12 protein-coding genes are annotated in these 14,352 nt (G+C 70.9%); 6 read left to right on the top strand and 6 right to left on the bottom strand.

What is annotated here, in order from left to right:
* Positions 1-82 precede the first annotated feature (82 nt).
* Positions 83-286, bottom strand: a complete 204-nt coding sequence (locus ABZ154_RS18130; protein ID WP_356833713.1) for an SPOR domain-containing protein — start codon at positions 284-286, stop codon at positions 83-85.
* A gap of 223 nt (positions 287-509) precedes the next feature.
* On the bottom strand, positions 510-1,262 hold the full coding sequence (locus ABZ154_RS18125) for a GntR family transcriptional regulator (protein WP_356833711.1): 753 nt from the start codon (positions 1,260-1,262) through the stop codon (positions 510-512).
* Between the two features lie 322 nt (positions 1,263-1,584).
* Between ABZ154_RS18125 and ABZ154_RS18120 the strand changes: the two genes are divergently transcribed.
* Complete coding sequence (locus ABZ154_RS18120) at positions 1,585-2,997, top strand: glycoside hydrolase family 18 protein (RefSeq protein ID WP_356833709.1); 1,413 nt, start codon at positions 1,585-1,587, stop codon at positions 2,995-2,997.
* 77 nt (positions 2,998-3,074) lie between these two features.
* On the opposite strand, the gene ABZ154_RS18115 is transcribed toward ABZ154_RS18120, so the two are convergent.
* On the bottom strand, positions 3,075-4,673 hold the full coding sequence (locus ABZ154_RS18115; RefSeq protein WP_356833707.1) for a S8 family peptidase: 1,599 nt from the start codon (positions 4,671-4,673) through the stop codon (positions 3,075-3,077).
* Positions 4,674-4,911: 238 nt separating this feature from the next.
* Between ABZ154_RS18115 and ABZ154_RS18110 the strand changes: the two genes are divergently transcribed.
* The gene (locus tag ABZ154_RS18110; protein ID WP_356833705.1) at positions 4,912-6,027 is read left to right on the top strand and encodes a threonine synthase; all 1,116 of its coding nucleotides are present in this window, start codon (positions 4,912-4,914) and stop codon (positions 6,025-6,027) included.
* A gap of 13 nt (positions 6,028-6,040) precedes the next feature.
* Here the strand turns inward: ABZ154_RS18110 and ABZ154_RS18105 are convergent, their stop codons facing one another.
* Positions 6,041-6,799: a TioE family transcriptional regulator gene (locus tag ABZ154_RS18105; protein WP_356833703.1), complete on the bottom strand. Its 759-nt coding sequence runs from the start codon at positions 6,797-6,799 to the stop codon at positions 6,041-6,043.
* 69 nt (positions 6,800-6,868) lie between these two features.
* On the opposite strand from ABZ154_RS18105, the gene ABZ154_RS18100 reads away from it, so the two are divergent.
* The 3 genes from ABZ154_RS18100 to ABZ154_RS18090 all read left to right on the top strand — a co-directional run bounded on the left by ABZ154_RS18100 (position 6,869) and on the right by ABZ154_RS18090 (position 11,189).
* Positions 6,869-8,083 (top strand): erythromycin esterase family protein, encoded by a 1,215-nt coding sequence (locus ABZ154_RS18100; RefSeq protein ID WP_356833701.1) that lies wholly within the window; start codon positions 6,869-6,871, stop codon positions 8,081-8,083.
* A gap of 114 nt (positions 8,084-8,197) precedes the next feature.
* The gene (locus ABZ154_RS18095; RefSeq protein ID WP_356833699.1) at positions 8,198-10,846 is read left to right on the top strand and encodes a glycosyl hydrolase family 65 protein; all 2,649 of its coding nucleotides are present in this window, start codon (positions 8,198-8,200) and stop codon (positions 10,844-10,846) included.
* 94 nt (positions 10,847-10,940) lie between these two features.
* Positions 10,941-11,189 (top strand): SCO4226 family nickel-binding protein, encoded by a 249-nt coding sequence (locus tag ABZ154_RS18090; RefSeq protein WP_356833697.1) that lies wholly within the window; start codon positions 10,941-10,943, stop codon positions 11,187-11,189.
* 399 nt (positions 11,190-11,588) lie between these two features.
* Here the strand turns inward: ABZ154_RS18090 and ABZ154_RS18085 are convergent, their stop codons facing one another.
* Complete coding sequence (locus ABZ154_RS18085; protein WP_356833695.1) at positions 11,589-12,689, bottom strand: SPFH domain-containing protein; 1,101 nt, start codon at positions 12,687-12,689, stop codon at positions 11,589-11,591.
* A gap of 29 nt (positions 12,690-12,718) precedes the next feature.
* A complete protein-coding gene (locus ABZ154_RS18080) occupies positions 12,719-13,156 on the bottom strand; it encodes an NfeD family protein (protein ID WP_356833693.1) in 438 nt (145 codons plus the stop codon).
* 179 nt (positions 13,157-13,335) lie between these two features.
* On the opposite strand from ABZ154_RS18080, the gene ABZ154_RS18075 reads away from it, so the two are divergent.
* Positions 13,336-14,166, top strand: coding sequence for an acyltransferase (locus ABZ154_RS18075; protein ID WP_356833691.1), 831 nt, complete (start codon positions 13,336-13,338; stop codon positions 14,164-14,166).
* Positions 14,167-14,352: the final 186 nt, after the last annotated feature.

Below are 14,352 nucleotides of genomic sequence, written 5' to 3'. Positions count from 1 at the left end.
GACGGGCGGGACCCTACCGCCTGCGCGGCAGGGCCCCGGAACCCGGAAGCGGGCCCCGGCACGCGTCAGGAGCGCCAGGCCCTCAGGGCCTGCCGCCGCCCTGGCCCACGCGCTCCACCCGGTACACCTGGCGGTGCTTGCGGTCGTCCAGACCGTCGGCGACCTTCTGCGCCTCGGCCTGTGTGGCGTATCTGCCGACGCGGTAGCGGTTGCCGCTGTCGTCCTGCCGTATCACCAGCCACGGGAGCACGGCACCGCTGTCGCTCATCGTGTCGCTCCCCCGCATGTCGCCCCTCTTTCCACCGGCGTGCACGTCTCTAAGGATCCCCAGGAAACCGCAGTGCGCATATGCCCGAGCGTACGCCTGACCTTCACTCAGCGCAGGCGTCTTTGTACAAAGAGATACACATCCGGCCATGACGAAGGGGGCGCATCCGCTGAATGCGCCCCCTTCTCAACCCCATCATCCCTGCTCGCGAAGGAGCTGCCGGGCCCGTCGGGGCGTCAACTCATCTGACCGGCAAGTGATAAGCGACCCGGTAGCGATCAGCGGGCACCACCACGTCGGCCGTCTCCACCGCGCGCCCCGAGGCGTAGTACGTACGCCCGATCACGATGACCACGTGGCCCGGCACCCCGCCGAGCGCCAGGAGCTCCTCCGCGAGACCCGGGCGCGCGCCGACCTCCTCGGCCACGTTGTCCACGACGATGTCGATCGCCGCCATCCGGTCGACCACCCCGCAGCCGCCCAGCGGACCCTCCTCGGGGAGCATCACCGGCGTACGCCCGGTGACAGAGAGAGGCTCCCAGGAGGTGGAGAGCATGATCGGTTCACCCGCCTCGCGGAACACGTAGTGGGTGCGCATGACCCGGTCGCCCTGCTCGATACCGAGCCGCTCGGCGACCTCGGCGCTCGCCCCCTCCTGCTCGCTGCGGGACTCCCAGGTCCCGCGCGCCCCGTCGGCGGTCTGCTCCTGGCGGAAGGGGCTGGCGCCCTTCCCCGGCCGGTACCCGGAGCGGGCGATCATGCGGGGGACGGGGCGCTCGCGCACGTACGTGCCGGAGCCGGAGCGGCCCTCGACCAGCCCCTCGGCCATCAGGACCTTGCGCGCCTCCAGGGCGACGGTGTCCGAGACCCCGTACTCCTCCCGGATGCGGGCCTGCGACGGCAGGCGGGTATGGGGCGGCAGCGCGCCGTTCACGATCTTCTCCCGCAGATCGCTCGCCACGCGCAGATAGGCGGGCTGCTCACCGAAAGTCACAGGCCACTCCCAACAGGTTGACAGTCTGCAACAGCCTGACAACCGTGGGTTGTACATCGCAAGCATGGGTCAGAGTTTCACTCAATGTGATGACAGTGCAGCGGATCGCGCATGTATCGGCCGCGACCGCCAGAGCACTTCCCGGACATTCTCCAGCCCCGGACCCGCTCCGGATCCGCCCCGCAACCCACTGATCGACACAGCGGCCGGGAGCCGCGGCTCCCGAACCCTTGACCGTTTTTGGTCCAGACCAATACCTTCCTGTGCACAGCACGGCTCCGCATGTCCCTTCCGCACCGGATCACGCACAGGAACGAGCCTCATGCCCCGAAGAAACCTGTCCCGACTGACCATCGCGGGCGTCACCTTCGCCCTGCTGGCGAGTGCCGCCCCGGCCGCCGTGGCCGGCCCGGACCGTGGCCAGAGCAACGGCGGCGACCGCTCCGAGGGCCACCACCGCCCCGCGTACAAGAACATCGGCTACTTCACCCAATGGGGCGTCTACGGGCGCGACTTCCAGGTCAACGACCTGCAGACCAGCGGGTCCGCGGCCAAGCTGACCCACATCAACTACGCCTTCGGGAACGTCAGCGCCGAGGGCAGGTGCTTCACCGGCAACATCCCCGGCCAGGCCGACGCCTGGGCGGACTACGCCCGCCCGCTCGACGCGGCGAACTCGGTGGACGGCGTCGCCGACACCGACACCCAGCCGCTCGCGGGCAACTTCAACCAGCTCCGGAAACTGAAGGCCAAGAACCCCGGCCTCAAGGTCATGATCTCGCTCGGCGGCTGGAGCTGGTCCACCCACTTCTCCGACTCGGTGCGCACGGCGGCCTCCCGCAAGGCGCTCGTCGCCTCCTGCATCGACCTGTACATCAAGGGCAACCTGCCGTTGGACGGGGTGCGTGGCGGCCAGGGTGCGGCGGCCGGCGTCTTCGACGGCATCGACGTCGACTGGGAATGGCCCGGCTCGGCGGCCAACGAGGGCACGGTCTTCCGCCCGGAGGACAAGAAGAACTTCACCGCCCTGATCAGCGAGTTCCGCACCCAGCTCGACGCGTACGCGAAGAGCCGGGCCAAGGCCGTCAAGGGCGAGGCAGCCAAGGGCAAGGGCCACGGGCACCACAAGCCGAAGCCCAGGCACTACGACCTGTCGGCGTACGTCCCGGCCAACCCGAAGGCGATCGACGCGGGCTTCGACGTGAAGCGCCTCCTGAAGGACTTCGACTTCGTCAACCTTCAGGGCTACGACTACCACGTGTCGGGCGAGACGAGGACGGCGCAGCAGTCGGCGCTGTACGCGAAGAACGACTACAGCGTCGACCAGACGGTCCGGGACTGGATCAAGCGCGGTGCCCCCAAGCACAAGCTCGTGGTGGGCATGCCGACGTACGGCCAGGGCTGGACCGGAGTGAGCGGCGGCGGCAAGGGCCTCGGCCAGCCGGCCGCCGGCCCGGCTCCGGCCACCTGGGCGAACGGCTACGAGGACTACAAGGTCCTGAAGAAGCTGGCCGAGTCCGGCACGTTCCAGATCCACCGGGACACGAAGAACGGCCACGCCTGGCTCTTCGACGGGACCACCCTGTGGACGTACGACGACCCGCAGGTGCTGCGCGCCAAGACCTCGTACATCCGGGACAAGGGCCTGGGCGGCGCGATGTTCTGGTCGCTGGACGGGGACACGGAGAACGGTGAGCTGGTCAGCACCGTCGACCGCGGGCTCAACCGGCGCTAGCAGTAACGAGGTCGGGGCGGTCGCGTGCTGCGACCGCCCCGACGTCATGTCACCGGTTCAGGACCGCGTCACGGGGATCAGAAGTGCAGACCCCAGCTGTTGATCCGGCCGGTGTCGTAGCGGGCGTTGTCGGCGACCCGGAGCTTCCAGGTGCCGTTGGCGGCGACGGAGGAGGCGTTGACCGTGTACGTGGTGATCACGTTGTCGGCGCTGCCGCCGGAACCGAACGCCTTCAGGTTGAAGACCGTGCCGTTGGGAGCGACGAGATCGATCTTCAGGTCACCGATGTAGGTGTGCGAGATGTTGACCGGAACCTTCAGCGCCGACGGGGCGTTGCCGGTGATCCCGGTGACGGTGACCGGCGACTCGACGGTGGAGTTGTCGTTGACCGGGTAACCGGTGGTGTTCTCGAACTTCTTGCCCGGGTCCGGGTCCGGCGGGGTGGTGCCGCCCGCGCCCACGTACAGCAGACGGTTGGGTGAGCCGGTGCCCGGGTTGCCGACGACGCCGGGGGTGGCGGCCGCGACGAGACCGGCGGAGACCTGGGCGGGGGTCGAGCCCGGGTTGTCGGCGAGGTAGACGGCGGCCGCGCCGGCGACGTGCGGGCTCGCCATCGACGTACCGGAGATGGTGTTCGTGGCGCTGTCGCCGGTGTGCCACGACGAGGTGATCGAGGAACCGGGCGCGAAGATGTCCACGATCGAGCCGTAGTTGGAGAAGCTGGAGCGGGCGTCGGTGTTGGTCGTCGAGCCCACCGTGATGGCCTCGGCGACACGCGCCGGGGACTTGGTGGAGGCGTCGGTCGACTCGTTGCCCGCCGCGACGGCGTAGGTGATGCCGGAGGCGATGGAGCGCCGGACGGCCGCGTCGAGGACGGAGTCCGCGCCGCCGCCGAGGCTCATGTTGGCGACGGCGGGCTTGACGGCGTTGGCCGTCACCCAGTCGATGCCCGCGACGACCCCGGCCGTGGTGCCCGAGCCGCTGTTGTTCAGCACCCGGACGCCGACGATCCTGGCCTTCTTGGCGACGCCGTACGCGGTGCCCGCCACGGTGCCCGCCACGTGCGTGCCGTGGCCGTTGCCGTCCTGCGAGACGTTGTCGTTGTCCACGGCGTCGTAGCCGTTGAACGCCCGTCCCCCGAAGTCGCTGTGGCTGATCCGCACCCCGGTGTCGATGATGTAGGCGGTGACGCCCTCACCGGCCTTGTCGGGGTAGGTGTAGCGCTGGTCCAGCGGGAGGTTGCGCTGGTCGATCCGGTCCAGACCCCAGGACGGCGGGTTGTTCTGGGTGGCGGAGGCCGTGAAGGTGCGGTTCTGCGAGACGGACGCGACGGCCGGGTCGGCGGCGAACTTCTTCGCCTCCGCGGCGGTGGCCTCGACCGCGTAGCCGTTGAGGGCCGAGCGAAAGGTCCGTTCGATGCTCGCGCCGTACTTCTTCGCGAGCGCCTTGCCCTGGGCGGAGTCGGACCTGGCGGCCGAGTCCTTCAGGGTGACGATGTAGCTGTCGCTGACGGCGCCCGGAGCGCCCGCGTTGAGAATCACGCCTTCGGGTGCGCGCTCGGCCGCGGTCGCCGGGAGGGCACCGGCGGTGGCGAGGGCGACGGCGGCTGCGGTGGCTATGACGGTCGCCGCGGCAAGTCTTCGACGTGCATGGGGGGTGTGACGCATCACTGACATGTGAGGGGTCCTCCTCATAGGCGGTGCGCTGGTGGGGGGTGGTGCCGGAGCCGCGCGAAGCTCCCGGCAGGGGCATGACAAATCAACCGTCCGAACGCCCCGTTTTCTGCGTCGTCCGTGACCGGCACGCCCTGCTGCCAGCGAAAGATTGACCGATCCATGGCAAACCCACAAGGGTGCCTTGAGCCACGCCGTACGCGCGCCATTCACCTGCCATATGCCTGACATCCTGGCGGCCATGACCACCTACCGCTGCCCCCAGGACGGAACCCGGTCCCCCATTTCCGCCCTGACCTGGTGTTGTCCGGTCTGCCGGGGCCCGTGGGACCTGGACTTCACACCCACCCCCGGGCTCGCCCTGAACGCGCTTTCCGGGCGTGCCAATTCACTCTGGCGTTTCGAAGAGATTCTGCCGCTCTCCGGCCCCGAGGTCTCCCTCGGCGAGGGCCGCACCCCGCTCGTCCCGCTCACGGACACCGTCTCGGCCAAGCTCGACTACCTGATGCCGACGCTCTCCTTCAAGGACCGGGGTGCGGTGATGCTCGCGGAGCTGGCCCGGCGGCTGAGTCCCGACCGGGTGGTGGCCGACAGCAGCGGCAACGCGGGCACGTCCGTCGCCGCGTACTGCGCGCGGGCGGCGCTGCCCTGCACGGTGTACGTCCCCGAGGACACATCGCCCAAGAAGACCGAGCAGATCCGGGCCCACGGCGCGCGCGTGGTGACCGTCCCCGGCGGCCGGGAGGCGACGGCCCTGGCGGCCCGCGCCGCGGCGGACGAGCCGGGCGTCTTCTACGCCTCGCATGTCTTCAACCCGTATTTCCTGCACGGCACGAAGACGTACGTGTACGAGCTCTGGGAGGACCTCGGCGGCCGGCTCCCGGACGCCCTCGTGGTCCCGGTCGGCAACGGCACCCTGCTCCTCGGCGCGGCCCTCGCCACCGCCGAGCTGCACGCCCTGGGCCTGATCGCGGCCCGCCCCCGGCTGGTCGCCGTACAGGCCGAGGCGGCGTCGCCGCTGGCGGGGGCGTTCCGGGCGGGGGCAAAGGATCTGGCGGCGGGTGGGGGTACCCCTGGAGAGGCCGCCCCGACCCTGGCGGAGGGCATCGCGATCCCGCGTCCGCCGCGCGCCCGGCAGATCCTGGCGGCGGTACGGGCGTCCGGCGGCACGTTCCTGACGGTGTCGGAGGACGAGATCCGGGACGCCCAACGGGACCTGGCAGCACGTGGGTTCTACGTCGAGACGACGGGGGTGGCGTGCTGGGCGGCGGTACGGGACGGATCGGCGCACCGGCCGCCGGGGAGCGTGGTGGTGCCGTTGTGCGGGGCGGGGGCGAAGACGGGGATGGCGGATTGAGGGGGATGGTGGATCAGGCGGTGGTGCCCGCTGTACTCAGTTCCAGCAGGTACGCCTCCAGCTCAGCGGCCCCGGACAGCAGGGCGCGCCCGCGGGCGGAGAGCCGGGAGCGCCAGTCGCCCAGTGCCGCCTCCAGGGGCGCGAGCCCGCCGGCCGCCCGGACCTGGTCGATCAGCGGGGCGATCTGCTCCAGCAGGTAGCCGCCCCGCCTGAGCTGGTGGACCAGCCGGGCGTCCCGTACGTCGGCCTCGCCGTACACCCGGTACCCGGTCAGCGGGTCGCGGCGCGGGCGCACCAGCCCGGCGTCCTCCCACTTGCGCAGGGTGGCGGGCCGGAGGGAGAGCCGGCCCGCCAGGGGTCCGATGAAGGTGGAGGTGGAGGTGGAGACGGGACTTCCGGCCGGCCCGGACCCGGACGCCTCGGGCCCCAGATCACGCAGGGCGCTCTCCACCGCCCGCAGGGTCCGCCGGTCCTCCAGGAGCTGGGCGTGGCTCTCGTCGATGAGGAGGAACGCCTCATCGACGGCTCCCCGGTTCACAGCGCGCATGACGCCCCTCGCCGCCTGGTGGCCATGGCCGGGCACCAGGGCGAGGAACGTGCCCAGGGCGCGCGCGTGCAGCGGGGTGTAGGTGCGGTAGCCGCTCTCCGTGCGCTCGGCGGCCGGGAGGACGCCCGCCTCCTCGTAGTTCCGTACGGCCTGGGTGGAGAGACCGTGCGGGCGGGCCAGATCGACCGGCCGGAGCCGTACCCGACTTTGAAGCTTTTCCCTCACACCAACCCCAGAACGCAGCCGACTGTACGCCGAAGTCTCCACCGAAGGTTCAACGATACCGTTGAATCCATGGCCAACGACATCACGCGCATCGCGCAGACCACCCATGCCGTCGGAGCCGCCGCCGTCATGAAGCTGCTCCCGTCCCGCCCCCGGCTGCTCGCCCTGGGGGAGCCCACCCACGGCGAGGACACGTTGCTCGACGTACGCAACGAACTCTTCCGGCACCTCGTCGAGCAGGAGGGATACCGGACGATCGCGATCGAGAGCGACTGCCTGATGGGCCTGGTCGTGGACGCCTATGTGACGGCGGGCACCGGCACCCTCGACGAGGCCATGGAGCACGGATTCAGCCACGGGCTCGGCGCGTCCGCCGCCAACCGCGAACTCGTTCGCTGGGCACGCGAGTTCAACGCCGTCCGCCCCGCCTCCGACCACCTCCGCCTCGCCGGATTCGACGGCCCGCTGGAGATCACGGGCGCCGCGAGCCCCCGCCACGCCCTCACTGCGCTCCACGAGCACCTCGCCTCCTTTCTGGACGCGGACGGCCTGCTGCCCTGCGCCGCGGCCACCCTCGACCACCTCCTCGGTCCCGACGAGCGCTGGAGCGAACCGGCGGCGATGACGGACCCGTCCCGCTCCTTCGGCCGTTCACCCGAGGCAGCCGAACTCCACCTCCTCGCCGCCGACCTGGTCTCCCTGCTCGACGAGCGGGCCCCGCACCTGATCGCGGCGGCCGGGCGGGAGAGCTGGGACCGCGCCCGCCTGTACGGGCGCACCGCGACCGGCCTGCTGCGCTACCACTCCTGGATGGCCGACGCCTCACCCGGCCGTATGACGCGGCTGCTCGGTGTGCGGGACCGGATGATGGCCGACAACCTCCTCGCCCTCGCCGCACGCGGCCCGGTCCTGGCCTTCGCCCACAACAGCCATCTGCAGCGGGAGAAGAGTTCGGTGCGGATGGGTGGTGAGCCGCTGGAGTGGTGGGGCGCCGGCTCGATCGTGAGCGCCCGGCTGAGCCAGGAGTACGCCTTCCTCGCCACGGCCCTCGGCACGATCCGGCACCACGGAGTGGACGCGCCGCCGCCGGACACCGTGGAGGGCCTGCTGTACGCGCTCCCAGCGGACCGCCTCCTCGTCGACGCACGCCGCCTTGCCGCCGCACTGGGCGACGCGCTCCCCGCGCCCCGCGCGTCCCCCTGGTTCGGCTACTTCGGCCTGGACCCGGCGCACCTGGCGGAGGCGGACGGCCTGGTCTTCGTCAAGGACCTCGCCCGGCACTGAGGGTCGCGCCGGGGAAGGCAAGGCAGGGCCATCCGGCGGGCGCGTTCACGCCAAGTTCCGGGGGCAGGCGTGCCGCACCACCCGCTTGTGCGGCCGCCTCCCTACCTTCGTACCGTGATCCTCTCGCGTATCTCCGTCCTCGCACCCCTGGTCGCGGCCGCCCTGATCGCACCGCTGCCGCCCCTCGCCCCGGCGGCCGCCGCCACCCCGACGCCGCCGCCGTCCCCGGCCGTTCCCGCGTGCGGCCGGCCGGACGGTCAGGACCCCAGCTGGATGCTGTCGTCCACCCGCTTCGGGGAGGCGGACGGCTACGACGCGTACGTCGGCAACGGCTACCTCGGCCACCGGGTCCCCGCCACCGGCAGCGGTTACGCGGCCACCGGCGAGAAGACGGGCTGGCCGCTCTACACCCCCCGCTACGACGGCGCGTTCGTCTCAGGGCTCTACGCACGGGACAAGGCGGTCTCCGAGGGCCGCGAGGTGATCGCCGCCCTGCCGAGCTGGACGACGATCGAGGTGGGAGTAGGCAACGAGAAATTCGGAGCGGACACCCCGGCCGGCCGGATCTCGCACTACCGGCAGACGGTCTTCCTCAGCTGCGGCCTCGTCCGCACCTCGCTGCGGTGGACCACGGCGGACGGCCGGGCCACGGACCTCGACTACGACGTCCTGGCCGACCGTTCCGACGTCCACACCGGCGCCGTACGCCTGCGGATGACGCCGCGCTGGAGCGGTACGGCGACGGTCACCGGCCGGTTGGACGACCGGGGCGCACGCCGGATCACGCTGCGCAAGGACGGCACGTTCAGGACGCTCGGCACCGGCGTGGAGGGGGCGGTGGCGCAGACGATGCGCCGAGACGCCGGGATCGTCGAAACACTGCGCCCCGAGTCGCGTACGGCCCCGAGGCCGACGCCGGTCCGCGAGGGGCGCACGTACACCTTCGAGAAGTACGTCGGCGTCGAGACCGCCCTCACCTCCGCCGCCCCCGCCGAGGACGCCCGTGAGGCGGCGCACCGGGCGGCCCGGCGCGGCTGGGACCGGATCTTCGCGGCGAACGAGACGGCCTGGCGCGAGGCGTGGTCCGCCGATGTCCTGGTCCCCGGCCGCCCGGAGCTCCAGCGCTGGCTGCGCTCGACCCAGTACGGGCTCCTGGCCGGCACCCGGCGTGGCTCCTCCGACAGCATCGCCCCAGCAGGCCTGACCAGCGACAACTACGCGGGCATGATCTTCTGGGACGCCGAGACGTGGATGTTCCCAGGGCTGCTCGCCACCCGCCCGGAGCTGGCCCGCTCGGTCGTCGAGTACCGCTACCGCACCCGGGACGCGGCCCGCGCGAACGCCGAGAAGTACGGCCACCGGGGCCTGTTCTACCCCTGGACCAGCGCCAGCCGGGGCCTCATCGACTCCGAGTGCCAGAGCTGGGACCCGCCGCACTGCCTGACCCAGAACCACCTCCAGGGCGATGTGTCCCTCGCCGTCTGGCAGTACTACCTCGCCACCGGCGACCGTGACTGGCTGGCGGCGAGGGGCTGGCCGCTCCTCGAGGGCATCGCGGACTTCTGGCAGTCCCGCGCCACGGCGAACGCGGACGGCAGCTACTCCGTCAAGAACGTGGCCGGGCCCGACGAGTACAGCAACGGCGTCGACGACGCCGTCTTCACCAACGCGGTCGCCGCCACCGCCCTGCGCAACGCGACCCGCGCCGCCGGACTCCTCGGTCACCGCCCGCCGACCGGGTGGAACGAGGTGGCGGACGGCCTCCGCATCCCGTACGACGCGGAGCGGAAGGTCTTCCTCCAGTACGCGGGCTACAACGGCTCCACGATCAAGCAGGCGGACACGGTCCTGCTGATGTACCCGCTGGAGTGGCCGATGGAGCCGGGCGCGGCGGCCGCCACCCTGGACTACTACGCGGCCCGCACCGACCCGGACGGCCCGGCGATGACGGATTCGGTCCACGCGATCGACGCGGCGGCGATCGGGGAGCCGGGCTGCTCGACGTACACGTATCTGCAGCGGGCGGTACGACCGTATCTGCGGGGCCCGTACGACCTGTTCTCCGAGGCGCGCGGCGAGAAGTCCGGCGCCGAGGACCCCTTGTCCGGCTTCCCGGCCGAGGACTTCCTGACCGGCAAGGGCGGCTTCCTCCAGGTCTTCACGCACGGCCTGACGGGTCTGCGTCTGCGCGAGGACGGCGTGCACCTGGACCCGCTGCTGCCGCCCCAGCTGGGTGAGGGCGTGCGGCTGACGGGGCTGCGGTACCGGGACGCGACGTACGAGGTCGAGATCGGCCCCCGGACGAGCACGGTCCGCCTGACGGCGGGCACGCCCTTCACGGTCCACACGGCACGGGGCGCGCACCGCCTCTCCTCCCCCCTGACCCTCCCCACCCGCCGCCCCGATCTGACCCCGACGGCCGACGCGGCGCGCTGCCGCCCGGTGACGGCCACCTCGGAGGCCCCCGGCCTCTACGCGGAGGCGGCGGTGGACGGCTCCCCGACGACCTCCTGGTCCCCGGACGGCGCGGAGGGAGTCCTGACGGTGGACCTGGGGCCGCACCCCCTGCGCGTCACCTCGGTGACCCCGCGCTGGAGCGACGTACCTCCTGCGTCCCGCACGTTGGAGACCTCGGTCGACGGCCGCTTCTGGCGCCCGTACCTGGCGGGCGACACGGCGCGCAAGGTCCGGCTGACGGTGCGGTCCGAGGACCCGGCGAAACCTGCGGGGGTGGCGGAGCTGAGGGTGGAGGCGGCGCGATAAGCGGCGGGGGGCCCGGCCGCCGGTCGAGCCCCCGCACTCCATCGGGTGCAGCATGGAAGGGAGACCACACCCGACCATCGGAGGTGCGTGGGCCATGACCATGTACATGGACGTCCACCGAGGCATGAAGGGCATCACGGCGGCGCAACTGAAGGAAGCGCACGAGGCCGACACGGCGATCGAGAAGGAGGAGGGCGTCCACTTCGAACGCGCCTGGGCGGACCCGGAGTCCGGCACGGTCTACTGCCTCTCCACCGCCCCCTCCGCCGATGCCGTCCAGCGCATCCACGAGCGCACGGGCCACACGGCGGACGAGATCCACGCGGTGCCGCTGGCAGTGTGACCGTACGGGTTCGGGCGTCGATCGCCCCGCTCACGCCCTGTGCGACATTCTGGAGGACGCGGGCTGGGCGACGAGGTAAGTCATGCCGACGTCCGGCCACCGCCCGGCGGGCACGGGCGACTCACGAGCGTTACGTGATCGAGGAGCTGCCCGGGGCGCCCGGCGGCATGGCCAGGCGCCGCGCCTTGCCGTTCCACGCCGCTACCTCCACATCACCGCCGAGCCATTTCCACATCACCGCCGAGCCGCTCGGCTCGCCGCGCTGCTTGTGAACGTACCCGCGTCGGTGCGGTCACTCCTCACGCGCGCGTCGGCGAAGGACCCCGGACCACCGCTTCCCAGCAGCGGGTGCCCCCGGCGTCGCCTTTGGACTGCGCCGGGGGCACCTGCTGCCCGCCCTCAACCGCCGGACGCCCGCCCCCGGCCCGGCACCTGGGCCTCCCCCGCTGCCTCCGCCTCGGCCTTCGCGTCGCTCACCGCGACAGCGGCCTGCTTCGCGACCTCGTCAGCGGCCGCGGCGGCGTCCAGCGCGAGCGTCGGGTCCGCCTCGATCTCCGGAGCCCCGCCCTCGTCCGGCGTACCGTCGCCGGCGGCTTCCTCAGGCTGCGCGGATACGGGAGAGCCCATCTCCGACCGGTCGCCGAACGCACTGGTGACGGCGCGGACCGCCTCGGTCAGCTCGCCCGGGATCACCCAGAACGTGTTGTTCTCGCTCTGCGCCAGATGCGGAAGGGTCTCGAGGTACTTGTAGGCCAGGACCTTCGCGTCGGCGTTGTTGCGGTGGACGGACTGGAAGACGAGCTCCACGGCCTTGGACTCGCCGTCCGCCCTCAGGATCATGGCCTGCTGCGTGCCCTGCGCCTCCAGGATGTCCTTCTGCTTCGTACCCTCCGCGGTGAGGATCTTGGCCTGCCGCTCCCCTTCGGCGTGGAGGATGGCCGCGCGCTTGTCCCGCTCGGCCCGCATCTGCTTCTCCATCGCCTCTTTGATGGTGTTCGGCGGATCGATGGCCTTGATCTCGACCCGGTTGACCCGGATGCCCCACTTGCCGGTCGCGTCGTCGAGGACGGCACGGAGCCGGGCGTTGATCTCCTCACGCGAGGTGAGCGTCCCCTCCAGGTCCATGCTGCCGATGACGTTACGCAGCGTGGTCACCGTGAGCTGATCGATCGCCTGCAGATAATCGGCGACCTCGTAGGCCGCCGCCCGCGGGTCGGTGATCTGGTAGTAGAGGACGGTGTCGATGTTCACCACGAGGTTGTCCTCGGTGATCACCGGCTTGGGGTCGGACGAGTACACCTGCTCACGCACGTCGAGTTTGGTGTTGACCCGGTCCGCCACCGGCAGGACGAAATTCAGGCCCGGCTGCAGGGTCCGGCGATACCGGCCGAACCGCTCGATGTTGTAGCGGCGCGCCTGCGGAACGATCCGCACGGTGGCGGCCACGAAGAAAACAACGACGATCGCCGCGACAAGGATCGGGATGACAACGGGATCCATGCGTCCTCCCTCGCTACGTGTTCAGCCGTTCACGGAAGAAGCTCGCGCGGGTACACGACGGCTGTGGCGCCTTCGATCTCCATGACGTCCACCAGCGCTCCCACCGGGATCACATGGCTTTCGTCGAGAGCCCGGGCGGACCATTCCTCACCGGAGACCTTGACCAGACCGTGGGTGGCGGTCACCTCCTGCATGACCTCGGCCCGCTTGCCGATCAGCGCGTCGCTGCCCTCACGGGTGATGGGTGAGCGGGCCATGGCCCGCAGCGCGACGGGACGCACGACGACGAGCCCCGCCACCGCCGCCAGGGCGAGCGCCACGAGCTGACCGAGCAGGCCGATGCCCACCCCGGCCACCACTGCGGCGACCAGCGCGGCGCCGGCCAGCAGCCCGAAGACCAGCGTCAGGGTGAAGAACTCCGCGACGCCCAGCGCCGCGGCGGCGAGCAACCATGCGAGCCACGGCATCGAATCAGCCTCCCTGAGGGGACTTCTCCCTCAAACGTACCCTTCAGGCGCCGAAAAGAACCGCTTGCCCCGGTTCGATCATGCCAATTCGGCAATAGTCTCGTCTGATAAATTGAGCCCGAGATCCCATGCCGGAACGGAGGTACGAGGGCGAGCCCGTCCCCTGACCGGTCAAGGTCGTGGTCGAGAGCACCCCTCACATCGCGATGCTGCAAGTGCGCAAGCTGGAGCGCTACAAGGACGATCAAGGAAACGAGATCGTCTACGACGGCGAGGTCCGCGAGGAAAAGATCGATATCCGGTTCAAGGGGGCGAACAACAAGCTCGTCATCAGCCCCGAGGCGGACATCAAGGACCTGCTCGTCATCTTCACGGGAGACAACGGGCAGATCGATATCGAGCGGACCACGAAGCGGCGTGCGGGCCTGCGCTTCGAACTGCGCTGCGGGCACGAGTCCCGGATCCGGATCGGTGAGAACGTCGGCTGCGCCGGCCGTACCTTCATATCCGCCGTCGAGGGCGTCTCGGTGACGATCGGTGCCGACGTGATGTTCGCCAAGAACATCGAGGTGCGCGGTGACGACACCCACCCGATCTTCGACGTACGCAGCGGGAAGCGCGCGAACCCGTCCCAGTCGATCGTCGTGGGCGAGCACGTCTGGATCGCGAAGCACGCGGTCGTGATGGGCGGCGCCACCATCGGCAACGGCTCGGTGATCGGCTTCCGCTCCATCGTCACCAAGGCCATCCCCAACAACTGCGTCGCGGTGGGAGCCCCGGCGAAGGTGGTCAAGCGGAACATCGCCTGGGAGCGTCCCGAGGTCGTCACCCGCCGCCCCGGCGAGGAGTACCCGCGCAAGGGCGAGAAGTCCGAGCAGTACTGGAATCTCACCGAGGACGACGGTACGCCGGGGAAGCCGGTGGTGCGGTCGCAGACCACGAAGCAGCGGGCCGCCCGGTACCTTCCGGCTCCGGTGCGGCGGCTGGCCAGAAAACTCCGCTCCTCCTGAACCACCCACCTCCTGCGGTTCATCGGTACCGACGATGGCCGCGGGTCATCGGTACCAGGGAAATGGCCTCGGGCCCGGACTTCCGTCCGGGCCGGGATGGAGCGCACCACCTACACCGGGGTGAGCGGCATGGAGACCAGTACACGGAGCACCTCGACCGACCAACTCCTCCTGGCGCGCGCCGCG

The sequence above is a fragment of the Streptomyces sp. NPDC006261 genome (genome assembly GCF_040613515.1).
Taxonomy (GTDB): Bacteria; Actinomycetota; Actinomycetes; order Streptomycetales; family Streptomycetaceae; genus Streptomyces.
Note: the sequence above shows the minus strand (reverse complement) of the source record. Positions and strands in the feature narration are given on the sequence as shown.